The 23,868-nt window shown below is 70.7% G+C and carries 16 protein-coding genes and 2 tRNA genes; 11 read left to right on the top strand and 7 right to left on the bottom strand.

Annotated features, from left to right (window positions below):
* Window positions 1–48 precede the first annotated feature (48 nt).
* The 3 genes from WMF26_RS12530 (at window position 49) to WMF26_RS12520 (ending at window position 5,518) form a co-directional block, all read left to right on the top strand.
* Window positions 49–1,554, top strand: coding sequence for a lysyl oxidase family protein (locus WMF26_RS12530; RefSeq protein ID WP_438000504.1), 1,506 nt, complete (start codon window positions 49–51; stop codon window positions 1,552–1,554).
* 145 nt (window positions 1,555–1,699) lie between these two features.
* On the top strand, window positions 1,700–2,794 hold the full coding sequence (locus tag WMF26_RS12525) for a DUF2252 family protein (RefSeq protein WP_438000503.1): 1,095 nt from the start codon (window positions 1,700–1,702) through the stop codon (window positions 2,792–2,794).
* Window positions 2,795–2,989: 195 nt separating this feature from the next.
* The gene (locus WMF26_RS12520) at window positions 2,990–5,518 is read left to right on the top strand and encodes a TonB-dependent receptor domain-containing protein (protein ID WP_438000502.1); all 2,529 of its coding nucleotides are present in this window, start codon (window positions 2,990–2,992) and stop codon (window positions 5,516–5,518) included.
* Between the two features lie 630 nt (window positions 5,519–6,148).
* Here WMF26_RS12520 and WMF26_RS12515 read toward each other — a convergent pair.
* Entirely contained in the window at window positions 6,149–9,223 is a 3,075-nt protein-coding gene (locus tag WMF26_RS12515; protein WP_438000501.1) for an HD domain-containing protein, read from the bottom strand.
* 181 nt (window positions 9,224–9,404) lie between these two features.
* Between WMF26_RS12515 and WMF26_RS12510 the strand changes: the two genes are divergently transcribed.
* Both WMF26_RS12510 and WMF26_RS12505 read left to right on the top strand, forming a co-directional pair.
* A protein-coding gene (locus tag WMF26_RS12510) for an IS3 family transposase (protein WP_438000500.1) occupies window positions 9,405–10,573 on the top strand; the annotation gives its coding sequence in 2 pieces (ribosomal slippage) (window positions 9,405–9,657 and window positions 9,657–10,573; 1,170 coding nt in all).
* Window positions 10,574–11,162: 589 nt separating this feature from the next.
* Window positions 11,163–11,387, top strand: coding sequence for a hypothetical protein (locus WMF26_RS12505; protein WP_438000499.1), 225 nt, complete (start codon window positions 11,163–11,165; stop codon window positions 11,385–11,387).
* Window positions 11,388–11,893: 506 nt separating this feature from the next.
* Here the strand turns inward: WMF26_RS12505 and WMF26_RS12500 are convergent.
* The 4 genes from WMF26_RS12500 to WMF26_RS12485 all read right to left on the bottom strand — a co-directional run bounded on the left by WMF26_RS12500 (window position 11,894) and on the right by WMF26_RS12485 (window position 14,104).
* Window positions 11,894–12,088: an addiction module protein gene (locus WMF26_RS12500; RefSeq protein WP_438000498.1), complete on the bottom strand. Its 195-nt coding sequence runs from the start codon at window positions 12,086–12,088 to the stop codon at window positions 11,894–11,896.
* A gap of 89 nt (window positions 12,089–12,177) precedes the next feature.
* A tRNA-Arg gene (locus WMF26_RS12495) sits at window positions 12,178–12,250 on the bottom strand.
* Between the two features lie 185 nt (window positions 12,251–12,435).
* Window positions 12,436–13,365, bottom strand: a complete 930-nt coding sequence (locus WMF26_RS12490; protein ID WP_438000497.1) for a hypothetical protein — start codon at window positions 13,363–13,365, stop codon at window positions 12,436–12,438.
* Window positions 13,366–13,687: 322 nt separating this feature from the next.
* Entirely contained in the window at window positions 13,688–14,104 is a 417-nt protein-coding gene (locus WMF26_RS12485; protein ID WP_438000496.1) for a VOC family protein, read from the bottom strand.
* A 165-nt stretch (window positions 14,105–14,269) separates the two neighbouring features.
* Between WMF26_RS12485 and WMF26_RS12480 the strand changes: the two genes are divergently transcribed.
* Window positions 14,270–14,343: transfer RNA gene (locus WMF26_RS12480), tRNA-Pro, on the top strand.
* 165 nt (window positions 14,344–14,508) lie between these two features.
* Window positions 14,509–15,078 carry a serine protease gene (locus WMF26_RS12475; RefSeq protein WP_438000495.1) on the top strand — a complete coding sequence of 190 codons (570 nt, stop codon included), beginning with the start codon at window positions 14,509–14,511 and terminating at the stop codon, window positions 15,076–15,078.
* A gap of 166 nt (window positions 15,079–15,244) precedes the next feature.
* On the opposite strand, the gene WMF26_RS12470 is transcribed toward WMF26_RS12475, so the two are convergent.
* Together WMF26_RS12470 and WMF26_RS12465 are read right to left on the bottom strand one after the other, a co-directional pair.
* A complete protein-coding gene (locus WMF26_RS12470) occupies window positions 15,245–16,033 on the bottom strand; it encodes an MXAN_2562 family outer membrane beta-barrel protein (protein WP_437337315.1) in 789 nt (262 codons plus the stop codon).
* A complete protein-coding gene (locus tag WMF26_RS12465) occupies window positions 16,030–17,211 on the bottom strand; it encodes a hypothetical protein (RefSeq protein WP_438000494.1) in 1,182 nt (393 codons plus the stop codon). Before WMF26_RS12465 ends, WMF26_RS12470 begins: the two co-directional genes overlap by 4 nt.
* A gap of 352 nt (window positions 17,212–17,563) precedes the next feature.
* Between WMF26_RS12465 and WMF26_RS12460 the strand changes: the two genes are divergently transcribed.
* The 4 genes from WMF26_RS12460 to WMF26_RS12445 all read left to right on the top strand — a co-directional run bounded on the left by WMF26_RS12460 (window position 17,564) and on the right by WMF26_RS12445 (window position 23,666).
* On the top strand, window positions 17,564–21,169 hold the full coding sequence (locus WMF26_RS12460; RefSeq protein ID WP_438000493.1) for an Npt1/Npt2 family nucleotide transporter: 3,606 nt from the start codon (window positions 17,564–17,566) through the stop codon (window positions 21,167–21,169).
* Between the two features lie 13 nt (window positions 21,170–21,182).
* A complete protein-coding gene (locus tag WMF26_RS12455) occupies window positions 21,183–21,383 on the top strand; it encodes a hypothetical protein (RefSeq protein ID WP_438000492.1) in 201 nt (66 codons plus the stop codon).
* 66 nt (window positions 21,384–21,449) lie between these two features.
* On the top strand, window positions 21,450–22,988 hold the full coding sequence (locus WMF26_RS12450; protein WP_438000491.1) for a DUF6600 domain-containing protein: 1,539 nt from the start codon (window positions 21,450–21,452) through the stop codon (window positions 22,986–22,988).
* Between the two features lie 45 nt (window positions 22,989–23,033).
* Window positions 23,034–23,666 carry a hypothetical protein gene (locus WMF26_RS12445; RefSeq protein WP_438000490.1) on the top strand — a complete coding sequence of 211 codons (633 nt, stop codon included), beginning with the start codon at window positions 23,034–23,036 and terminating at the stop codon, window positions 23,664–23,666.
* The last annotated feature ends 202 nt before the right edge of the window (window positions 23,667–23,868 follow it).

Below are 23,868 nucleotides of genomic sequence, written 5' to 3'. Positions count from 1 at the left end.
GGGCATCAAGCGTCTCGTGGTAGAGAGATGAGGAGGTCCGCGGCTCACATGAAGCTTTCGAAATTCGCGCTCTTTGGGATGATCGCTCTCGCCGGGTGCTCCGCAGGAGAGGGAGGAACGGACGAGGAGGACACGGGGCAGATCGAGCTGAACCTGATCGGCGCGGCGGCGTCGGGCAACGTGTACCGTCTGCGCGACGGGATCGTGATGGTCCAGGGCCCGCAGGACACGATCTTCTTCAACACCGAGGACGACCCGAACCGAGCTCGCCTGAGCGCGGACGTCCCGGCGGGCACTTATTACACGTTCCTTCAGGAGGGCTGGCGGCTCGAGCGCCTGAACCTGGACAACACCATCGAGCCGGTAGAGGCGCAGTTCCTCTCGCCGAACCCCCAGTGGTTCAACGTGTACGCCAACCAGAACACGCTGGTCCCGCTGCGCTTCCGGGTCGGTGGGGACGACGTGGTGCTCGACCGGGGCTCCTTCGACATCGTGATCGAGGTCGAGGAGGCGCCCTCCACGTCGACGCTGTGCACCGACGACAGCGAGTGCGGGCCGGGCGGGACGTGCTGCCTGGCGGGCTTCGTCGGCACCTGCACGCAGCTCGGGGAGGGCGAGGCGTGCCCGTTGCCCGACCTCACCGTCTCCGCGGACGCGGCGCAGTTCAGCCTGAGCATCGGCCACGAGAGCTTCCCGGCGGACAGCTGCGCGATCGTGGAGGGCTGCGTGGGCGGGGCGGGCGACCGCCGCCTGATGCGCTTCTCGACCGAGACGCCGAACGTCGGCGAGGCGGACATGATCCTCGGCGATCCGATGGCCGTCGACGGCTTCGAGTACTCCGCGTGCCACGGCCACTACCATTTTGAGGGGTACGCCCGGTACGAGCTCCTCGACGGCACCGGCGCGGTCGTCGCGACCGGCCACAAGCAGGCGTTCTGTCTGCTCGACAGCTCGCCGGTGGGCATCCCGGGGGCGCCGTCGACGTCGCGCTTCCACTGCGGCTTCCAGGGCATCCAGCGCGGCTGGAGCGACGTCTACAGCTCCGGCCTCGACTGCCAGTGGGTCGACATCACGGGAGTGAGCCCGGGGGACTATTTCCTCCGCATCACGATCAACGCCGATCGCACGCTGCCGGAGAGCGATTACGGCAACAACACGATCGAGATCCCCGTGACCATCCCGGAGGACGGCTCGACGGTGCCCGGGGATCCGCTCTCGGCCTGCTCCAACCCCTTGGGCGGCGAGTGGCGCGACTGCGGCTGGTCGATCGCGCCCGGCTACGAGGCCGTGGCGTGCGATCCGAACACGGTGATCACCGTGGGCTGCGGCTGCCCTTCCGGCACCTGCGGGGGCGATCCGATGATGCGGGTGTGCGACGGCGCCTCGGGGTGCACCGGCGAGGAGGCGCTGTCCTCGGTGGATGACGCGTGCGGCTACTGCCCGCAGACGCAGTTCGTCTGCCCGGAGAGCGGTGTCTACACGGTGCTGGTCGCTTCGTACGACGCGACGGCCGCGTTCACCTGCGACGTCTCCGCCACCGTCGCGACCCCGTAAGCCGCGGCCTCGCGCCCGGTCCATCTCCTCCTCACGGTCCGCCCGCGCGCGTGCTACGAGAGCGCCGCGCGGGCGGCGGCGCGCTCGCGGGGCGGCGGAGGGCCGTCCCCCCGGGCGCGCCCCGCGTCCGGCCGCAGGAGACGCGATGCGCCCCATTCGAGACAGCGATCTGCCGCCCGTCAAGGAGCTCACCCGGGCGTTCTTCCGGGCGGTGAATCCGCACGTCGAGCCGGCCGAGTTCGAGGAGAAGTGGCAGGCCGCGCTGCGCTCTCCGATGCGGTTCATGCGGAGCTTCCCGCAGGCGTGGCACGTGGATCTGCTCGACGTCCCGCGGGCGCGGGTGCCCGGCGGCCGGTGTCTGTGCTTCGGCGACGCGCACCCCGACAATTTCGGGCTCATCACGTTCACGGTCGGCCCGCGCTACGTGTTCAACGATCTCGACGACGCGGGCCCCGGGCTCGCCGCGCTGGACGCGCTGCGGTACTTCACGGTGCTCCGGCTGCTGCTCGACGACCGGAAGGCGCTCGCTGAGCTCATGGAGCTCTACGAGGACATGCTCCAGGGCAACGAGCCCCTGCGCGAGCTCCCCGAGGCGCTGTACCCCGACGTCGCGGCCAGGGACGCGCGCCAGCTGGCGAAGTGGACCGAGGGCGAGGCGTTCCGGTTCGACGAGCCCTCGCTGAGGCTGTCGCGCGCGGAGGCGGGGACGGGCGAGCGGCTGCTCGAGGCGCTCGGGCGGTCCGGGCAGCTCTCGGAGGTCGAGGTGCTCGCGCTCGCGCACCGGGACCGCGACGCGGGCGGCTCGGGGGGGCTCGAGCGGTACCTGATCCTCGGCCGCGAGCGGGGCGGAGAGCGGCGGCTGCGCCTCCTCGAGCTCAAGGAGACGACGCACGCGGCGACGAGCTGGAACAACTTCCTGCACGAGGACGAGGACCGGCTCGAGCGGGTGAAGGCGTCGATATGGCGCGGCCTCGAGGTGCCGTTCTACCGGGAGGTGCAGGTCGGCAGGAGCGTGTACCTGCTCCGGGATCGCCTGGGCCGGGCCTCGGTGGACATCGAGGACCTGTCGAAGCGCGATCTCCGCGCGGTGCTGGAGGCGCAGGTGAGCATCCTCGCGCGGCAGCACGCGGAGGCGTTCGCGGGGCTCGACCTCGGCAAGCTCGACGACTGGCTGAGGGAGAGCCTCGATGTGACGGCGAAGCGGTGGCTCAAGGCGTACGAGCGGGCGCGGAGGCGGTGACGAGGCGACAGGCCGCCTCGCGCGGCGCTCGGTGCTTCCTTGTCTCGGGAGAGGTGGACGTGATGCGTCATCTCCTCGTGAGGGCATGGGGGCGCCAGGGGATGCTCGAGCCGGCGAGGGGGAAGTGAGCGCGTCGTTCGGCGTAGATCGTGGCTGATGGCGGCGGCTGCCTTTTTCCATCTCCATGGCGCGGCGATGAGCTTTCTCCGGAGATCCACGACGGCCGCGGCGCTGCTCGCGAGCGCGCTCGCGCCGAGCCTCGCCACTGCCGCGCCCGACGCGCCGCTGCCGCATGCGAAGCCGCCGGCCGAGCCGACCGCCGAGGCGCCGCCGCCCGGGCGCGACGCGCCGCCGGCCGCGCCGTCCGCCGAGGCGCCGCCGCCCGGGCGCGACGCGCCGCCGCCCGGGCGCGACGCGCCGCCGCCCGGGCCGGCTCGCGATGCGCTGTCGACAGAGCCGCCGCGCGATGCGCCGAAGGACGCGCTGGTGCCGCCGACACCGCTCACGCCGCTCGGCGCCGACTACCCTGCTGGAGCGCACGGCGACGCGCTGGTCCGCCTCGTCCTCACCGTCAACGCGGACGGGACGGTCCGCGCCGCGGTCGCCGAGGAGGGGCAGGAGCCGTTCGCCTCGGCCGCCGTGGCCGCCGCGACGTCGTTCCGCTTCGCGCCGGCCACCCGGAACGGCGCGCCGGTCGCCGCGAAGATCCGCGTCGAGGTCCGCTTCACCGAGGCCGCGCCGCCCGCGCCGCCCGACGCCTCCGCGCCTGCAGCGGCGCCGCCGCCCACGCCCGGCGGCGGCCCGGCCCGGGCGCCCGCGCCGCCGCCCGGCGCGCCGCGATCGCTCGAGGTCACCGTGCACGGCGAGCAGCAGGCGCCCGGCGTCTCCAGCTTGAGCCGCGGCGAGGTCAGGATCGTCCCCGGCGCGTTCGGCGACCCCTTCCGCGCGATCGAGATGCTCCCCGGGGTGACCCCGCTCGTCACGGGGCTACCGTTCTTCTACGTCCGCGGGTCGCCGCCGGGCAACGTCGGTTATTTCCTCGATGGCGTCCGTGTCCCCTATCTCTATCACCTCGGGCTCGGGCCCTCCGTGGTCCATCCCGGTATCGTCGATCGCGTCGACCTTTACCCGGGCGGCTACCCCGCGCGTCACGGCCGGTACGCGGGCGGGATCGTCGCTGGAGAGACGACGCCGCCGCTGCCGTACTGGCACGGTGAGGGCATGCTCCGGCTCGTCGACGTGGGCGGGCTCGTCGAGGGTCCTTTCGCCGACGGACGCGGGGTCGCGCTCGTGGGCGGCCGCTATTCCTACACGGCGCTGCTCCTCTCGCTGGCCGCGCCCGAGGTGGCGCTCGACTACTGGGATTACCAGGCCCGGCTGTCGTACCAGGTCGCCCCCGAGGGCCGGGTGAGCGTCTTCGCGTTCGGCGCGCACGACTACCTCGGAGACGAATCCGGCGGCGAGACGACGACGCTCTTCGACACGACATTCCACCGGATCGATCTCCGGTACGACCATGCCTATGGCCAGGGCAGCGCGCTGCGCGGCGCGCTGACGCTCGGCCACGACGAGACGGGGATCGAGGGCGGTCAGAAAGCGCTGACGCGGAGCCTCGGCGCGCGCCTCACGCTCGCTCACCGGCTGCGCGACGAGACCGTGATCCGCGCCGGCATCGACGCCGTGGTCGACGACAACGTGCTCGATCTCGGGACCGACGTCGGCGACTCCCCGGGCGACGTCGCGCCGGACGGTGACGACGATGATGATGTCTCGGTCGGCGATCTCCTGTTGAGCCGCGTCGACTTCACGACGGGTGGTTACATCGAAGCCGACATTGCGATCACCCCGCGCTTGCGAATCACCCCGGGGCTCCGGCTCGATCTCTACCATTCGGACGGCACGGTCGCGCTCGGCGTCGATCCGCGGCTCTCGGCGCGGCTCTCTCTGGGGCGCGGCGTCACGTTCGTGCAGGCGCACGGCCTCGCGTCCCAGCTGCCGAGCTTCGTCGTTCCGATCCCTGGCATTCGCCCGCGCCTCGACGACGGCCTCCAGCGGAGCTTCCAGTCGAGCGCCGGCCTCGAGTTCGCGCTGCCGGCGGACATCGACGCGACGGTCTCGGTGTTCCACAACGCGTTCTTCAACATGACCGACGCGCTCGGCGCCGCCGGCTTCCAGTCGATCGACGAGGCCTTCACGCTCCGCGCGCTCGGCGCCGCGACCGGCGTGGAGCTGTCCGCGCATCGGCGGCTCACGAAGCGCATCGGAGGATTCGCGTCGTACACGCTGTCCCGCTCCACGCGGAGCATCGGCCGCAGCCGGCAGGTGACCTCGGTCGATCGGACCCACGTGGCGAACGCAGCGCTGACCTACGATTTCGGCCGCGGCTACAGGGCTGGCGGGCGCTTCGTGTTCTATTCGGGGCTTCCCCAGCGGGTTGGCGGCGTGACGCTCCCGCCGGGCAGCGGCGTCCCCGGGGGGCTCGGGTCGGCCGCCGGCGCGGAGCCCCGGTGGGAGCGGCTGCCGCCGTTCTTCCGCCTCGATGTCCGCCTGGAGAAGCGCTGGTCGATCGGGAAGTCGGGCTGGCTGGCGGTGGTGCTCGACGTGCTCAACGCGACGATGTCGAAGGAGAACATGCCGCGGATGTGCGATGGGTTCGGGCCGTGCGAGCCGACCGAGTTCGGGCCGGTCACCGTGCCGAGCCTCGGGCTGGAGGGCGGGTTTTGAGGGCCTGACGAGGATGTTGACCTCGCCGCGGTGGTCATCGGCGATGACGACGCGGTGGCGCTCTCACGCGAGCTGCGTGCGGTGAACCGGAAGCGTGCCGGGAGACCTCCGGCTGCGCTCAAATTCAACCGGAGCCTCTCGGGAGGTGGCGGCATGCTTGAAGAAGACTCGTCTCGATTGACTACGGCTCTCGAGTAAACGAGTAGGCTCGGCCCTTTGGCCTTCGCCTCCGGTCTGCTCAGTCCGGTCTCGCCGCTGGTGCCGGCGCCCTGCCGTCGCTCTCGCATCGCACGGCAAGCCTATGTCCCGGGCCTGCTCGGCGTCAGGATGGGCTCTACCGAACGCGTACACGTTACGGTGCAAATTCGATTAAGGCGCCGAGCTCCGTGAGCTCGACCCTTCCGCAACCGAGCGGGACGCTGTCCGCGAGCTGCTGACAGAACTGTTCATCGGACTGCAATTTCAGCTTGACGCGTTCGATCACGATGTGCGTGCGCTCCCGGCACGCTCACCCCAGGGCGAGCTCCGCGAGCTCGCCCTGGGGCGACCCCGAGCTCTCGCCAACAGCGGGAAGAGCGCGTTTGCGGCACCAATCTATCGTGTTGCCTTTCACTGCGCGGAGATTGGTCCTTAACGAAAATCCTCGTAATGGAGAGCAACCTCCCGACGACGCCACGCAGAGACATCAAACACCCGCGAACCACTGTCACCGATCGCATCACGCAGCTCATCGGTGTCAATTTCATCCGAAACACCCTCGCGCTGAGCCATCCACCGCATTTCGTCGGCATCCAACACAACTCGGCCACTGCTCAGAGCATCATCGCAGCATTCAAAAGCAACAGCCAATGCACGCATCGCCCGTCGAGTAAGACCAGCACGAGCGCGCCGAAGCCATCCTAGAAGATACTCTGCAAGCTTGCTACCGGGCACGATCAACAAGAGCCCGAACGCACGTACCGCGACTATACCCTCCAATCCGACCATTTCTATCGACTGGCTCCCAACCAGGTAATCATAAGACCGCCGCGCACGATGCCGCTCCGCAATTTGCCGTATGACCTGATTTGCTTCCTCGGGCACATCCATCCATAGAGCAGGCCCCCTGCTAGGACGCCAACGCAGGTCAATCCGGCGCCGCGTAGTATCAACCACGATTTTATCTACTTCGCTCCGACTTCGCAGCAGTTCCCCAGGGTAAGACCACGTCAGCCCGTGCATGTTGCACACGAGCGTCCCCGCCGGCAAAACGTCGACTTGCGACCCAATGCCTGACATGATTCCGGCAAGAGACACGTCGCCAGGCACCTCACGAATCAAAGACTCGGCGCTTGTAAACAGCGCACTGTCCGTTGTCCACCAGTACTCTTCCGAGCGAATGTCCGCAATCGAAACCCGAGCTCTCTGCCCCTTTGATTCGCGAACCACAAGCGGCACTTGCGCTATCGCCTCGTCCAGAAGAGTAGAGTTGATAGGCCGCGCGCCTGTCCAAAGAGGGGCCAAGAGCCAGCGCGCCTCCTCCGCGGCCCAAGTCTTCGAGAACCCACGCCGCTCGAGTTGAGAAGCTTCGTCTGCAACCTGCTTGCAGTAAGCCCGATACACAACGCGCAACGCGGCGTACAGTTCACCAGTCACCTCGAAGGCCGAGCGCGCAACGTTAGTCTTTGGCGCTCCTGGACCGCTCACGTTACAGAGCGCGTAAAATGCAGACTGACCGTAGCCGGGGGTCGTAAATTCGACTCTTACCCCTTCCACGCACGTTCCGACCAACGTGTCCGGAGAGTCCGATCCACCTCGCGGTATCTCAACCAAAGACCACTCCTTGAACGTATCCGACCACTCAACCGCACACGCGATCGTAACACCGTTTTCGCTAACCTCATCAACTCTCAACTCAGGACCCTCAACGTGTCCAAATCTCCTGAGTTCATCTGAGAGCGCGGCTTTGACCGAATCGAACCCCACCCTATGCGCAGGCAATCCATCGACACTCAGCGTAACTTCGCATTCTGGAACAACGATCCAGCGCCTCATAATTTCTGCAACGTCACCCACGTCCGCACTAGGCCGCACATGGAGTCGCACAACAGTCCCATGCGCGCCGACCCGCTTCGCCTCCGGATCCACTTTCTTATCAAGCGTCCTAATAAGGTATCTTCCGTGAACCGAGCGAAGCGATAGAAGCCGCGCCTGTGGGTCGCCAGGGGCAGCGGTAATGATCTCGACGCTGTCCGCCAGCATAAAGCACGACAGGACTCCGATACCAAAACGACTAATCGGACTGAATTTTGGGTAACGCTTTCGAAAATCAGCTTCCTGGTACTTCGACGATCCAGCTCGAAGCAAGTGCCGCTCGATTACTGCTTGCGACATTCCTGTACCGTTGTCCTGCACCTCGAGCACCCGCCGCTCCGAGCTCCATGTCACAGCAATCGCACCCTTGTAGGACCGATCGCCCGCTTCTTGAGCGTCGATGCGCTGAACGCGAACGGCGTCGATGGCGTTTTGCGTGAGCTCTCTCAGCACTACCGTTGCGTCGTTGTAGATTGTGTGGCCAGTCAAAAGATCGAGAATTTTTCCCTGATCAAGAGTAAACTCAAACTGCTGGCGCAGAAAACCTTCTGCCTCGACGTGAGAGTCGTCAATGTCTCTCCACGGAAATTCATAGTTAGCCGCCCCTTCTTTCCGTGCGTATGTGACCCACGCATGGCTCTGCTGAAGCTCACGCTTGGCGTACGAGAGAAACGACGTTAGTCCGAAGAACCCAGACGGTTCCTTAAAATGAGCATAAACCTCGATTGTGTCTCGCGGTAAGTCCTTGTCGACCACGCCGTCACGGTCGCGCCCGAGGCGCGATCGTACGGTTCGGACGGCCATCTGCTTCGCCCACTCCTGCTGGCTAATCGGATCCGTCGGCGCGATCAGGCGAAATTCGACACTTGGCGTACGATCCTGCGTCATGTGGAGCAGATCGGCTGTCCGCAGCATAACAGCGATGTACTGCAAATTGCAGGACTCCTCGGGAAGGTCACCGTAGGGCTGCGACACTTGGTATTTCGACAGATCCTCCAAATCGTTGAGGTGGTGACTTTCACACACCAAGCCAAGATCCTTGCGAAAGGTCTCTGGGAGAGCACCCAGCATTTTGTTTATTTCTTCAACTACCAGCCTCGCGTCCCCGAGATCTGACACGTTCCTACCGGTCGACCAAGCGCGGATCCGTTTTGCATGGTGATGGCGAACGTACTCTTGGTAGTAGAAGCGCTCCCGTTGCTCCTGCGACAGCGAGGCCAACTTCGTCTCGAGGTCTTTTCCTGCGTCACCCACCAGCAGAACGTCGCTGACGTACGCCGGAAAACCAGAGTTGGCTCGCCTCGCGAACTCGTCACGCGTCACAAGCATTCCGCTGTCATGGAAATAGATCGACAGCGTCAACATGAGCCAGTCGCAGGGCGTCATTGCCTTTTGCGTTCTTTCGGGAATGAGCCAGTCAAGCATCCCAAGCATCTTGTTGATGTGCGTGATATCGTGACGCGTGAATTGCTCAAATATCTGTTCACGACCAATGTGCCCGAGCAGCATCGCCACTCGGCTTTTCACATTCGAAAGCTTGAACCCTTGGAATGCCGGCAGCTTCTCGACCGCCTCAGCGTTCTTCTCCGCTTCCGTGCAAATGGTGTCGTTCAGCAGGGTGGAAATCGTCACGGTCTAGCTCTCTTAGTGTGTAGTTTTCTGGAAACCGCCGCGGCGCTATCGCTCACAGCTACCGTAAACAAGCGCTTTCGACTGGTCAAGCACGACGGAACGGAGCACGCGTCGCCCCTGGGCATGTACACTGGTCCTCCCCCGCTTCCGTCGACACCCCCGACGGCACCAGGAGGCAGGGATGGGACGGAGAAAGAGGAGGGCGTTCACGCCCGAGTTCAAGGCGGAGGCGGTACGGCTGGCGAAGGCGAGCGACCGGAGCATCGGCCAGGTGGCGAAGGACCTCGACCTGACCGAGACGGCGCTGCGCGACTGGATCAAGCGCGCGGACACCGACGCGGGCCACGGCCCGCCGGGGGCGCTGACGACGCCGGAGCGTGAGGAACTGCAGCGGCTGCGCCGCGACGTGAAGCGGCTGGAGATGGAGCGCGAGATCTTAAAAAAAGCGGCGGGCTTCTTCGCGAAGGAAAACGAGTGAGGTTCGAGTTCATCGACGCGGAGAAGGCGCACTACCCGGTGCTGGTGCTGTGCGCGGTGCTGCTGGTCTCGCGCAGCGGCTACTACGCGTGGGCCAAGCGCTCGGAGTCCGCGCGGGCCAAGTCCGATGCTCAACTGAGCGTGCAGATCAGGGCCGTGCACCACAAGAGCCGTGGCCGCTACGGCAGTCCGCGCATCCACGCGGAGCTGCGTGCTCGCGGTATGCGTGTCGGCAAGAAACGGGTCGAGCGGCTGATGCGCGCTCAGAGGCTCGCGGCTCGGAGGAAGCGGCGCTTCCGCCGCACCACCGACTCGCGGCACAACGGCCCGATCGCCCCGAATGTGATCGAGCGGCAATTCGAAGCTCGAGCTCCCAACCAAGTCCGGGTGACGGACGTGACGTACATTCCCACCGGCGAGGGCTGGCTGTACTTGGCCGTGATCCTGGACCTGTTCTCGCGCCGCGTGGTCGGCTGGGCCGCGAGCGCGTTCAACGATCGCGCCTTGGCGCTCACCGCGCTCGCGTTCGCCTTGGGAACGCGGTGGCCGGCGCCTGGGCTGGTGCACCACTCGGATCGCGGCAGCCCCTACGCCAGCGACGACCACCGGCTCGTGCTCGGGGCCCACGGGCTCATCCCGAGCATGAGGCGCGCTGGCGACTGCTGGGACAACGCCGTGGCCGAGAGCTTCTTCGCGATGCTGAAGGCGGAGCTGGTCGAGTACGAGCGCTACACGACGCGAGCGGCCGCCGTCGCCTCGGTCAGAGACTACATCGACAACTTCTACAACCTGAAACGACGGCACTCACGGCTCGCCTACATGAGCCCGATCGAGTTCGAATTGAAGACCTACGTGACCGCGCGCGCGGCATAGTGAGACTGTCCGCGGAACCGGGGGAGGACCACGCGGGCAGCCCGAGCGCCCGTGGGCAGTCCACCAGGCTCCTCCCTTCACTGTCGAGCCAGCTATCCGCGATCTGGCTGCTCGAAGGCAGCCCGTCGCGCGTACACGTCCGGTGCACCCTCGGCACACCGGCGAGTTCGGCGCCCACGACCTGAGCTGCGCTCACGGATCCGAGGCACACGGCGGCAACCGGACGCGGCCGCGCAAGCGCACGGCGCAGTACAAGCACACCGCGAGGGGGACGAGCACCACCCGCCGCGCCGAGAGGCGCGCGTCGCCGATCGCGCGTCTCGCCGTCTAACCGGAGACGATGCGGTCCCGGCAGAGCGCAAGCACCTCCCGGAAAGCATGCTTTCCGGGCAGCGCGTCCCTCGCCCGCTCTGCGGCCCCGTGACGGCCCGAGCTCTCGCCCTGGGACCGGTACACGTTGTCCGTGAGCTCTTCCTTTCAGCCTTCCGCAGCCTCTACTCCACGGCCCATGGGGGTGGAGCATGCAGCACAGCTGCACAGCGTACGTGACCCGCTCGCCTGCGCCCCAGGGACGCGGTAGGCTTGGCAAGTGGCTGCCGCAGACCCGACGCGATGGGCAGAGAACCTACGCCTGGCCTTCGAGCTGCACGACGCAGGCGTGGCACTGATGCGGCAGAATCTCCGGCGCCGGCTGCCCGGGGCCGGCGAGGAGGACATCGACGAGCGCCTTGCTGACTGGCTGCGGGAGCGTCCCGGCGCCGAGTTTGGCGATTCAGAGGGGCGGCCCGTTCCCTGGCCGCGACGCGCCCCGTGAACACACTTCAAGACGCCCTCGGCCGCGTGGTCGCGGACTTGGAGAGGCTCAACAGGCGACTCGCGCTCGTGGGAGGCCTTGTTTCCGCACGGGCGGAACCGCGGTTCTCAAGGGATGTTGATCTCGCCGTGGAGCTGGCTGACAGTGCACTGGCTCAGATGGTGAGGTCGCGCGCTACCGGCGGCTTGAATTGAAATTCAAGCCGGAGCCTGTCGAGAGCCTTCCGGCTGAATTGAAATTCAACCTGGAGCCTGTCGAGAGCCTTCCGGCTGAATTGAAATTCAACCCGGAGCCTGCCGAAACCTGTCGCCCTGACAGCGCGGCGCGGCCTGACAGCGCCTCGCCCGCCGCCGATGGCCCGCTGACGCAGCGGGCAGCGCGGGCACGAGCGCTGCGAGCACCGGAGCCTCGAAGCGATCGGCGACGCGCCGATCCCGCGCCTCGTACCAGAGAAACGCCTTGCGCCTCGCTCTCTGCTTCGTTCGCGAGGACAATGGGACGGCGCGTTATCTCGGCCGCGCGAAGATGCGGCGCCGTGCCTCCTCCCAGGGGACGGGCTGGGAGCGCCCCGCCCGGATGTCGTCGAGGCGCCTCCGGGCCTCCTCGACCCACGCGCGGTCGACCTCTTCCGACGACTCGTCACCCACGCTTTCCAGGAGCCGCAGGGCAAGGACGCGCCGTTCGCTCTCGGGAAGCTTCATCGCCTGGTCGAGGAGTTCTTCGGCCGGGAGGCTGTCCAGGACCAGGGTGGCGGCTCGGACGAGGCCACCTAACCCCGCGAAATCATTCGCACCCCCGGCAAGAATTGAACTTGCGACCTTCGGTTTAGGAAACCGCTGCTCTATCCACTGAGCTACGGGGGCAGGGGCATCAGCCGCTACGGGGGCGGGACCCTGGCACACCTCGCCGCGTGCATCAAGCCCGATCCCTGGCCGCCTCTCCGTTCAGTCCGCCCTTCCGCTTCCTCTCCGTCCGTTCCGCCGCTCCTCCGCCTTCCTCCCCTCCCCTCCCCGCCCCGCCTCCCCGCCCCGCCCTCCCCGCCCCTGGCTCACGTCGTCCACGGCCCTCCCCAGAGCGCCGCCCCGATCGCCAGCGCGATCCCACCCCGCGCCAGCCCTGCCCGCAGCGCCCCCACCGCGCGCTCCCGGTTCCCCCGCACCACCCGGGCGATCTGCGGCGCCCCGCGGTAGGCGTGGGTCGGCTGCACCACCTCGACCCGCACCTCGTCCCCGAAGCCGAGGTCGACGCTCTCCCCCGTCCCCATGATCCCCGCCCCGCCCTCTCTCGCCTCCTCCGCCCCGATCAACCTGCTCGGCAGCGGCAGCGTCAGCACCTTCGCCAGGGCCAAGGCGTCGACCACGAACAGCGCTCCCACCACCGCGAGCCCGACCGCCGCCACCGCGAGCCCCACCTCGGGCACCGCCGGCCTCCCGAACAGCGCCGGCGCGGTCAGCGCCGCCGCCGCGATCACCGCCGCCGTCGCCGACCACACGGCGCGCCGATCCGCCTGCGCCACGACCGAGCCTGCGCGCGCCCTCCCGACGCGGTTCGCCGCGAGCAGCACCACCGCGAGCGCCGGAACGAACGGCAGCGAGAACACGGCCCCGAACGGCGCGCCGACGAGCATCCCCACCGGCCCCAGCACGAGCCCGACGGTCATGCCGTTGACGACGCCGGCCACCACGATGGCCCACAGCGAGAGCAGGCTCGCCGCGATCGGCCCCCGCCGCGTCCACCGCCCCGGTCCGCTCGCCCCCCCCGGCCGGTCCGCCCATCCCGCGACCGCGCCCGGCGCCGCCGCGCCGGCGCTCCCCACGCCCCCGATCCGGCTCGTCATGTAATGGCCCAGGAGCCCCGCGACGACCGGCGTCACGCCCGCGAGCAGGTAATGGACCGAGCGGTCCGGGAGATGGAAGCTGTCTGCGGTGAGCCAGCCGCCCACGAGCCCCATCGCCCCGAAGGGGAGCACGAGCGACACAGGACCATCAGGCGACACGGAATCGGACGTTGAACGCGGCATCTAGAAACCTCCGGCTCGTTCGTTCCCCTTCGACGCGCTTGCCCTCGAGCAGCTTCCAGCAGGCTGGCTCGCCGCCGACCTTCCATCTTCTCATCCCCACGCTCGACGCGCACTGCCTTCGCGGCGCGCCGCCCGCACCCCCGCGCCGCGCCGCCGGCGCCACGCCGCGCGAGCCCGTGGACCCCTCGGCGCCCCGCTCGGCTCCCCGGCCGACCCCGCACCGCGTCTCCTCCCTGCGCGTCGGCCCCGTATTCCGCACAGGCACGCCGCCGGCACGCGATCAGCCCGCGTCCAGCCGCGGCCCCCGAGGCTCCGGGTAATGGCTGAGCGCCACCAGGTTCCCCTCGGGATCGCGGGCGTACATCGTGTAGGCGCTCTCCCGCTCGACGGCCACGCCCGCCGCGGCCAGCCGGCGGCGCCACGCCTCGCGCTCGGACGGGGCGATCCCCAGCGCGACGCAGTGCCAGCCCGGCGCCTCGTCCGAGCGCGTCGGCCCGGCGGCCGCCGCCCGCTCCACGGCCAGGAAGGCGTCGCCCCCGAGCCCGAGCCACACCGACCGCGGAGCTCCGGCCTCGTCCGTCCAGCGCCGCACCACCGGCAGCCCGAGGACGCCCGCATAGAACGCCTCCGCCCGCTCCAGATCGCGCACGACCACGGCCAGGTGATGGACCGACAGCGACGGCAGCGTCTCGCCCATGCAGCCCCGCATCTCAGCGCCTTTCTCGCGCTGCCGCACCGAAAAACCGCACGAAAACCGCACGAAAGCCGCGCGACCCACGCCCCCGCAGGCCCGGGCGCCCGAGCGAGCTGGCTTGCCCCGGCAAGACACCTCGTCTATGGTCCCGCTCGCGGACGTTCCGCCCGGGGAGTCGCACAGTCCGGTAGTGCACGAGCTTTGGGTGCTCGTTGTCGCGGGTTCAAATCCCGCCTCCCCGACCCTCTCCGACGATCCCGTCCCCTGCCGCGATCCCGACGAGCCGCTTACCAAAGCGCTCGCCTGCTCCGCCGCCCGCTTTCATCGTCCCCGTCGCGCCTGCAGCTTACTTGGCCCCCTCGGGTCTCCCGCGCATAGTCCCGCCGATGTCAACGCGCGGAAGGCTCATGCTCGGCGCATGTCTCTCCTTGTCGGTCCTCGCGGGGTGCGGCGGGCAGCAGGCGGCCGCTCCGGCCTCGGCCCCGGCCAAGCAGGGGGCGAGCGCAGCCCCGGCCAAGCAGGCGGCGCCCGCCGGGCAGCTCGCCCGCGCCGACGTCGACCGGGTGCTGCTGCAAGGCCCGCCCTGGATCCTGCGGCGCGTCCCGGTCGAGGAGGTCATCCGGGCCGGCGCGTTCATCGGCTGGAAGATCCTCGCGCTGCCCGCAGACTGGAGCTCCATCGAGCTCAAGCCAGGCGACGTCGTGACCCAGGTGAACGGCACGACGCTCGAGCGCCCGGACGACCTGTTCGCGGCCTATCGCGCCCTGGCCAGCGCGAGCGAGCTCAAGATCGCCTACGAGCGCGAGGGCACCGCGCGCGAGCTCGCGATGCCCATCTTCGGGCCTCCTTCTCCGGAGACCGTCAAGGCCCTCGAGAGCGACAGCCCCCCGCGCCGCCCGGCCACGACCCGGCCCCGGGGAACGACGGTGATCGAAGAGGACGACGGCGCCGCGCCGCTCGACGACGGCGCGCCCTGAGCGAGCCCCCACCGCCGCGCGCCCGCCCACGGGCGCTCGGCGGCATGCGCTCCCTTCACGCGAGCCCCCCGGCGCCGCGCTCCCTCACACGAACGCCTGCCGCCGCGCTCCCTTCACGAGAGCCCCCGGCGCCGCGCTCCCCCGCGGAAGCGCCCGGCGCAGCGTCTCACATGTCGAGGGCCAGACCCAGGACCCACGTCGAGGTGCCGACGTGCATCTGCGGGCTCGAGCCGAGCCCGTCGAGGTTCGCGTACATCCACTCGCCGAAAAAGTAGGTGTGGTTGATGCCCGTCGTCTCGTCGAGCTGCGACGACGCGCGGCGGTCCATCCAGTTGAGCGCGAGCATCGCGCCGAGCGCGAGGTGCGTGCCCCAGGTGATGCCCTCGCCCCGGACCCCATCGACGTCCGCCGTGCCAGGACCGGACGACGTGAACCAGAGGCCCATGCCGAGCCCCGCCTTCGCGTAGGGCACGATCGGAACGCCCGTCCTGCGCATCAGCTCGTCGCCGCGAAGGACGGCGGACACGTGCATCGGCATGATGGTGAGCGAGGTCTCCTCCGCCTCGGCCCTCGTGTCGCTGCCCGCCTCGAACGCCTTCGCCGACGTCGACGTGTACCCCCAGCCGAGCCCCGGGCCGATCGCGCCGACGTACGGGATCCGGAGCGGCAGCCAGTCGAGCTCCATGCCGAAATAGAACTGCGCGCCGTCGCCGAAGGTCCCCTCGTAGGGGCCCGCGCCGGAGAACTCCTCGTCGACCTCCGGAGAGTACGGGGCGAAGCGGAGCTCGAACGCGAAGCTCTGCGGCGAGGCATAGCGCTCCTCGCGCAGGATCCTCGCCCGATCGTGCTGCCGCCAGTCGCTCCGGCCCGTCTGCGCGCCGGCCGCGGAGACGACGAGGAGCGCCGCGCTGCCGGCGAGGCTCGCCGCAGCAAGATGACGGAGATGACGGTTCATTGGCTCTCCTGCTTGATGGAACGCGCGCGAAGGCGGCGGCCCCTGCGCCATAGACCGAGCGCCGCGCCAGCCACGACCACGCCGAGCGGCGCCGACACCCACCGGCCGGCCCCGACCGGCCCCCCGACGCTGCAGAACCCGCCGCCGGCCTGCCCGCCGGCTTCCCGGTACTTCTCGAAGAACCCGTCGACCTCGACCGGCGTCGCGCAGGACAGCTCCGACAGCGGGCCGGCATTGCCCACGAGGTCATAGGCCGCGACGCCGACGACATACGACGTGCCGTTGGCGATCGCCGCGCCGTCCTCGAACTTCGCCGCCTCGCCACGGTTGGCCTTCCCGACCTTGCCGCACCGCAACGCGGTCGCCGGGACCTCCCCGGGGACCAGGCGCGACGCCCCGCATCCGGAGCTGCCACCTCCCGTCGCTCCACCCCCGCTCCCGCCGCCGGCTGCCCCCGCGCCGCCGTCGCCTCCGCCGGCCCCCGCCCCGCCCGCGCCGGGCGAGGACTGCCCCCCTCCGTCGCAGTAGAGATAGTACCCCTCCACGTCCTCGTCCTCGTTCTGCTTGAAGTCGACGAGGAGACGACCATCGCCGGGGTGCGCCTCGACCTCCGTCGGCGGCTTCGGGCCCTGGAGATCCAGCTTGGTGCTCTCCCACTTCGCGTGATCCGGCCCGTCCTCGTCCAGGGACTCGAGCCGCATGAAGTACATGGTGACCGACACCGCGCCGGTGCTGGACCGCGTGCCCTCGCACTCCTCGGCGCCGAGGGCCGTCGCGATCTCCTTGGACGACAGCTCGATGTCCATCGTCTCGCGGAGGGGCGACACGGCCGTGACCTTCCGGCATCGCGTGCCCGTGTCGCGGTTCGAGTAGAGCGTGCAGTCCTGCGACTCGCTGACCCAGACCTCGAGCGTCTGGCTGGTCGAGAAGTCGCTCAGCGTGACCGTGAAGCGCAGATCGTTGTCCGTCAGGCAGTCCTCGCGGCTGATCCAGAGCGGGTTCTGCGCGTCCTGGCGCCTGTCCCCGGTGCGATCCACGTCGGTGCTGATGGTCACCGTCGCATCGGCCCGGCGCGCGCCTCCGGCGAGCGCCGCCGCCGCGAGCGCCGCCGCGCACATCCGGGCGAGGTGCCGCCGCCCTCGCGGCCGGAGCCGCACGAGAGTCCTTGTCGTGTCCATGGGCGGGTCCTTTCAGCACAGCTCGTACCACGCCGCAAATGCCTCGCACAGCCCTCCGCGCAGCAGGGAAACGGCGCCTCTGCCCCAGTCGGAGCCCCGTCCGAACCCCGCGTCCGCCGCGCTCGGAAGCACCGAGGACCCTTCGACCGCCCCCGCCGAAGGGCGCCTCGATGCCCACGTCGGCGACGCGCGAAATGACGAGGTGGCCACCCTCGCGGTCCGTTCCTGACAAGTTGGCAGCGGCGCCGCGGCGCGCGGGGGCGAGCGGGCCGGCGCGCCGCGCCGCGACGCTGGACGCACCGCGTGGCCCGAAACACGCGCTCTTCGAGAGAGCTCGGCTAGCCTGGGCCGGGTGGACCCGACCGACGCAGCTCCCGCGGAGCCGAGCGCGAAGGGGCGCGCGGCCGCTCCGGAGCCGCAGCGCTCCGGGCAGCCGAGCGCGCGCCCGGACGGCGCGCCTGCGCCCGGGTCCGCCCCGTCCGTGCGCCCGACGTCGAGCCGGCCCAGCCGGCTGCCGCCGAGCGGCGCGCCGCCGAGCACCGACACCGCCGTCCTCGGCGTCACCCTCACCCGCGTCGAGCTGCACCGGAGCGCGCTGCTCTTCTGCCTGCTCTTCCTCGCCGCCCTCATCTTCGTGGTCGGCCGCTCGGCGCGCGACGCGCTCTTCCTCACCAGGTTCCCCGTCACCTGGATCGCGCCGATGTGGATCGTGTACGGCGCCGCCTCCGCGGTCGCGGCGCTCGCCTACGACCGCGTCGCCCGCCGCCTGCCGCGCGCCCGCCTGTGCGTCGCCTTCGCCCTGTTCGGCGCGATCACGTTCGCGCTCCTGCGCGTGCTCATCGGCCAGGAGGTGCGCGGCGCGATCCTCGTCTTCTACATCTGGTCCGAGATCATCGCGAACTTCACCGCCGTCCTCGTCTGGGCCGTCGCCCAGGACCTGCACGACGCGCGCAGCGCCAAGCGCCTCTTCGGCCTGATCGGCAGCGGCCGCGTCGTCGGCACCGTCGCCTGCGGCTTCGGGACCGGCCTCGTCGTGACGTGGATCGGCACCGAGAACCTGCTGTTCGTGCTCATCGCCGCCCTGCTCGCCATGGCCTCGCTCACCACGGCGCTCGCGCGGCGGCACCCGCTGGAGCGGCCCCCGTCCGGCGACGAGGAGCGCATCCAGGCCCGCCTCCCCCGCATGGAAGTGTGGCGATCGCGCTACGCCCTCACCATCGCGCTCCTGACGCTCCTCCTCTTCACCGTGCTCACGGTCGGCGACTACCAGTTCAAGGCGATCGCCCTCACCGCCTACCCCGACCGCGACGATCTCGCCCGGTTCATGGCGCACCTCTACGGCGCCGTCGGCGTGATCGGCCTGCTCGTGCAGCTCGGCGCGACGCCGGCGGTCCTCCGCCGCCACGGCGTGCTCGGCGGGCTGCTCGCCATGCCGGCCGCGTTCACCGCCAGCACCGCCGCGCTGGTCGCGATCCCCTCGCTCGCCTTCGCCTCCATCATGAAGCTGAGCGACAACGCGCTCCAGTTCACGATCCACGACGCGACGATGCAGCTGCTCTTCTTCCCGTTCCCGCCGGCGCTCCGGGAGCGGGTGAGGACGCTCGTCTCCGCGATCGCCAAGCCCCTCGGCTACGGCCTCGGCGCGCTGCTCCTGCTCGCCCTCGCGCCCACCGCCGCCACCGGCCCCGCGCTCGTCGAGGAGGCCGCGCGCATCGGCCTCTACTGCCTCCCGCTCTGCGTCGCCACCATCGCCCTCATCCCGCTCGTGCGGCGCGGCTACTTCGACGCCATGCGCCGGACCTTGATGCGCCGCCAGATCGAGCCGGACAGCGTCGTCTACGGCCCGCAGACGCGCGCGATCCTGACGGAGGCGCTCTACAGCCGCGCCATGACGCAGGTGCTCTTCGCCGTCGATCAGCTGCGCCAGCTCGACCCCGCCCTCGTGCGCGAGGCCGTGCCCGCGCTCGCGCGCCACGGCTCGGCCAGGGTGCGCGCGCTCGCGGTGCGCCTCGCGGCGGAGCTCGAGCACGAAGAGGGCGCCGAGATCGCGCGCGCGGCGATCCGCGACCGGAACACCGCAGTCCGCGTCGCCGCGGTCGACGCCCTCGCGGCGCTCTTGCGGGAGGACGCCCACGACGAGCTGCTCGCGCTCGCGCGGGAGAGCGACGCGCCCCGCGGCGCCGCCGCCGGCGCGCCCGGCGACGACGAGCTCCGGGCTGCCGCGATCGCCGCGCTCCTGCGCTACTGCGGCCTCGACGGCATGCTCGAGGGCGCGCCGCGGCTGCGCGCGCTGCTCGAGAGCCCCTCCCCGCGCGACCGCGTCGCCGCCGCCCGCATCCTCGGCATGGTCGGCCACGCGTCGCTCCAGCGCGCGCTCGCGCGGCTCATCGGCGACCCCGACCCCGCGGTGCGCCGCGAGGCCGTGCGCTCCTCGTCGAGCGTCGCCGATCCGCGCCTGCTCCCCCTGCTCGCCGACGCCCTCGCCGAGCGCGCCCTCGCGTCGGCCGCCGCCCGGGCCATCGAGGCGCTCGGCGACGCCGCCATCCCCGAGCTCGCGGCGCGCCTCGACGACGACGGCACCCCGCGCGCCGCGCGGCTCGCGATCCCGCGCGTGCTCGCGCGGCTCTCCAGCCACGGCGCCCTCGACGCGCTGCTCGCCCGGATCGACCACCCGAACGAGGCCCTCCGCCAGAAGGTGCTCGCGTCGGCCTCGCGCCTGCGCCTCGCGCTGCGCGCGCCGCCGGCCCCCCTCCGGCGCATCCGCGCCTGCATCGACGATGAGACGGTCGAGCACGTCCGCACGCGCGAGGCGTACATCGCGGTGCGCCCCCGCGTCGCGGGCCCGCTGCTCGATCAGCACCTGCTCCGCCGGCTGCGGAAGGGGATCATCCGGGTGCTCCGGCTGTGCGAGCTCGCCTACCCGCGCGAGGTCGTCGCCCTGGTGCGCACCCACGTCTTCGGCCCCGATCCGGCGCTGCGGGCCAACGCGTTCGAGGTGCTGGAGTCGCTCCTCGACCGGCCGCTGCGCGAGCGCCTCGTCTCCCTCGTCGAGCGCCTGCTCGCGCTCTCGGCCGAGTTCCCTCGGAAGCCCATGCCGCCCGAGGCCGCCGCCGTCGGCTGGATCCGCCGCGAGCTCGTTCGCGGCGAGCCCTACAGCGCCGCGCTCGCGCTCGACGCCGTCGCGCGGCGCGCCATCTCCGGCGCGGCCGCGGACGCGCTCGCCGCGACCTGGGACCCCGACCCGCTCGTCCGCGAGGCCGCCGCCATCGCGATCGCGGTCACGGCGCCGCCCGGCGCCGCCGAGCGCCTCGCCGAGCTGCGGGCCGATGAGGATCCCGCGGTGGCCCGTTACGCACGATACTGGGCGGTCACCGGCGGCACCGGCATCGAGCCCGAGGACGAGATGTACACCACCATCGAGAAGGTCCTGTTCCTCCAGCGTGTCCCGCTGTTCTCGCGCGTGGCCGGCGACGATCTCGTGGCGCTGGCGCGCGGCTCGCTCGTGGTCTCGCTGGCCCGGGGCGACGTCATCTTCCGCCAGGGCGAGCCGGGCGGCGCGCTCTACTCGATCATCTCGGGCGAGGTGAGCCTCACCCTGGACGGCCGCGAGGTCGCGCGGCTCGGCGCGAACGACGTCTTCGGCGAGATGTCGCTGTTCGACAGCGAGCCGCGGGGCTCGACCGCCGTGGTCACCGAGGACGCGGAGCTGCTCCGGGTCTCCGCGGAGGACTTCCACGAGGCGGTGCGGGAGACGGCCGAGATCGCCGACGCCGTGATCCGGGTGCTGAACCGGCGCCTGCGCGAGGCCGATCGCAAGCTGGCCGACGCGCACGCGCGGCTGTCGCTCCTGCCGAAGCCGCCGCAGCTGCCCTCGCGAGCGCCGCCGCCGCTGCCCTCGCGAGCGCCGCCGCCGTCGGACGAGGAGGCGCCGGCGCTCGACGACAGCGACCTCGATTGAGGCAAGGGCCGCGATGCGCGACGGCGCGCGCCGCGACGCGGGCTCGACGGTCGACGGCGCGCGCCGCGACGCGGGCTCGACGGTCGACGGCGCGCGCCGCGACGCGACGCGTGGCCTGGCGAAGCGGCGCCCCGAGCTCCGGGTGAGCTCCGGAACGGAGCTTGCAAAGCGCGGTGAACGCGCGGTGACTGATCCGGCGCGCGAGGACGTCTGAAGAGACCCGAGGACGCCCGAGGCCAGCCCGACCTCTTCCTGGCATCCCCCTCGAGAAGGACCCATCATGCACCCGATGCCTCTCCCCCCGTCCGCTCCCCCGAAGCGCCCTGCGCCTGCGGCGTCGGGCATCACCAGGCCCCTGTTCCGCCGGCTCGCGGGCGCGCTGCCGCTGCTCGCCGCGCTCGTCGCCGCGCCATCGAGCGCCGCCGCCCAGGGCCTGCCGCAGGGCTACACGACCGACGAGCCTTCCGCCGCCGGTGAGACCGCGGCTTCACGGCCCGCCGAGACCCAGCCGGTCCAGGCCGAGGTCGGCGTGAGCGCCGAGATCGCGGTGGACGACTACGAGGACACCGACCCGAGCGCCCTGGTCGAGTTCCAGGAGCCGCTCGCCGCGTACGGCACCTGGATCGACGACGCGAGCTACGGCCGGGTCTGGGTGCCTTCCGCGGTCGTGGTCGGCCCGGGCTTCGCGCCCTACCAGACCGCGGGCCGCTGGGAGCTGACCGACGACGGCGAGTGGCTGTGGGTCAGCGATTACGAGTGGGGTCACATCCCCTTCCACTACGGCCGCTGGGTCTGGCTCCCCGTCCACGGCTGGGCCTGGATCCCGGGGCGCGCCTACGCCCCGGCGTGGGTGGTCTGGCGCGTCGGCGACGACGGCTACATCGGCTGGGCCCCGATGCCGCCCACCTATACCTGGAGCAGCGGCGTCGCGGTGTCGCTGTGGACGGTGCCCCCGGCGGCGTACGTCTTCTGCCCGACGACCTACGTGTTCCACCACCACGTCCACCGGCACGTCATCCGGGATCGCGAGGTCGTCCGGCGCATCGCCGCGCATTCGCACCCCTACAGGCCGGCGCGGCCGACCGTGAGCCGGACCGGGCGCGACGACATCCGCCCGGACGGCAGGCGGGGGGCGGGGCACTCCAGCCCGTCCCACGGCATCCGTCCTGGCAGCTACCGCCCCGCATCGCCCTCGCTCGCCGAGGCCCGCGTCCCCTCGTCGGCTGCGCCGAAGGTCCGCGGCAAGGCGGATCCCCGCGCCCTCGCGTATGCGCGCAAGAGCACGACGCCGAGCGCGCGGCTCGCGCCCCCGTCGTCGCGTCGCATCTCGGCGCCCCCGGCGCCGGCGGGCGCTCGGCGGGCGGCGCCGTCGCTGCGCACGCCGAGGTCGCACGACGACGCGCCGGCCTCCGTCGCCAGGCCCGGCCTTCCGGGGCGGGGCTTCTCTGGCGCGGACGCGCCGCACCGCGCCTCGAGGGCGACCGTCGCGCCCCCGTCGGCTGCGCCGGCCCCGCCGCCGCGGGCGCTCCCGGCGCCGCGCGTCGCCCCCTCGCCGCGCGTCGTCCCCTCGCCGCGCGTCGCCCCCTCGCCGCGCGTCGTCACCGCGCCGCCCGCGCCCCGCGTCGACGCCTCGCCGTCCGCCCCGCGCGCCGTCCCGCAGCGGTCGGCGCCGGCGCCGGCACCGCAGCTGAGCGCGCCGGTCGCGAGGCCGCGCGCCCTCCCGAGCGCGCCGGCCCCGCGCCCCAGGATCCACATCCCGTCGGGCCCGGCTCCGGGGAGGGCGGCGCCGGCGCCGCCGGCTCGTCCGCGGTCGAGGTAGCGATTGGTCCACGTCTTGCGACGCCCACGGGCAGGAGCAGATGCGATGACGTTTTCCGCTGACTTCGTGAAGCTTCGTTCACTGGGGCTGTGGTCGTTCCTTCTCGTCGCCGCGCCCCTCGCTTCGTCCGGCTGCATCATCGTCGACGAGGACGGCCACCACGGGGGCCACCAGCACGACGATGGGGACGGCTGGGAGGACGACGACGACCACAACGAGCCTCCGCCACCCACGGACGAGCCGATGCTCGTCGCCATCGACACGGACGCCGCCCTGAGCAGCGAGCCGGGCGAGGGGGTCGGCATCTTCGTCGAGTACGCGGCCGGCGGGACGTGGCGGCTCTGGACGACCTGCGACACCAACAGCTCCAAGGTCGTCTGCAGCTTCGACCTCTACGCCTCGGTGGACACGTCGTCCGAGCTGTTCGACATCGTGGGCACCGACCTCGAGAAGTCGGACGCGACGCGCCTCGCCGACGATGGCATCGCGTACCTCCACGCCGAGACCGGCTCGGACATCGACGCGATGACGTTCACCACGACCGAGGGCGCCATCGTCCGGCTGGAGGCGTACCTCGACGGCGTTCAGGAGCATCGCTACGTCTACTGGTTCGGCGACGGCGTCCTGCATGAGGGCGCGCCGACGAACCCGATCGATTTCGAGCCGACCTCGCCCTGAGGGCGCGGGGGCCGACCTCGCGCCTGGAGCGGCTTTCGCTCGGGTTCAGTGCAGGCGTCTTCCGTAGTTCGTCTCTCGTCTCCGTGTTCGTCTGCGTGCGCGTGCGCGCTGACTCCGGGGAATCGCGCACGCGCACGCGCACGAAGGACGAGCACGGAAGACGGAAGACGGAAGACGGAAGACGGAAGACGGAAGACGGAAG

This window comes from Sorangium sp. So ce185, assembly GCF_051526825.1.
Lineage (GTDB): Bacteria > Myxococcota_A > Polyangia > Polyangiales > Polyangiaceae > Sorangium > Sorangium cellulosum_D.
This window is presented reverse-complemented; position numbering and strand designations above follow the sequence as displayed.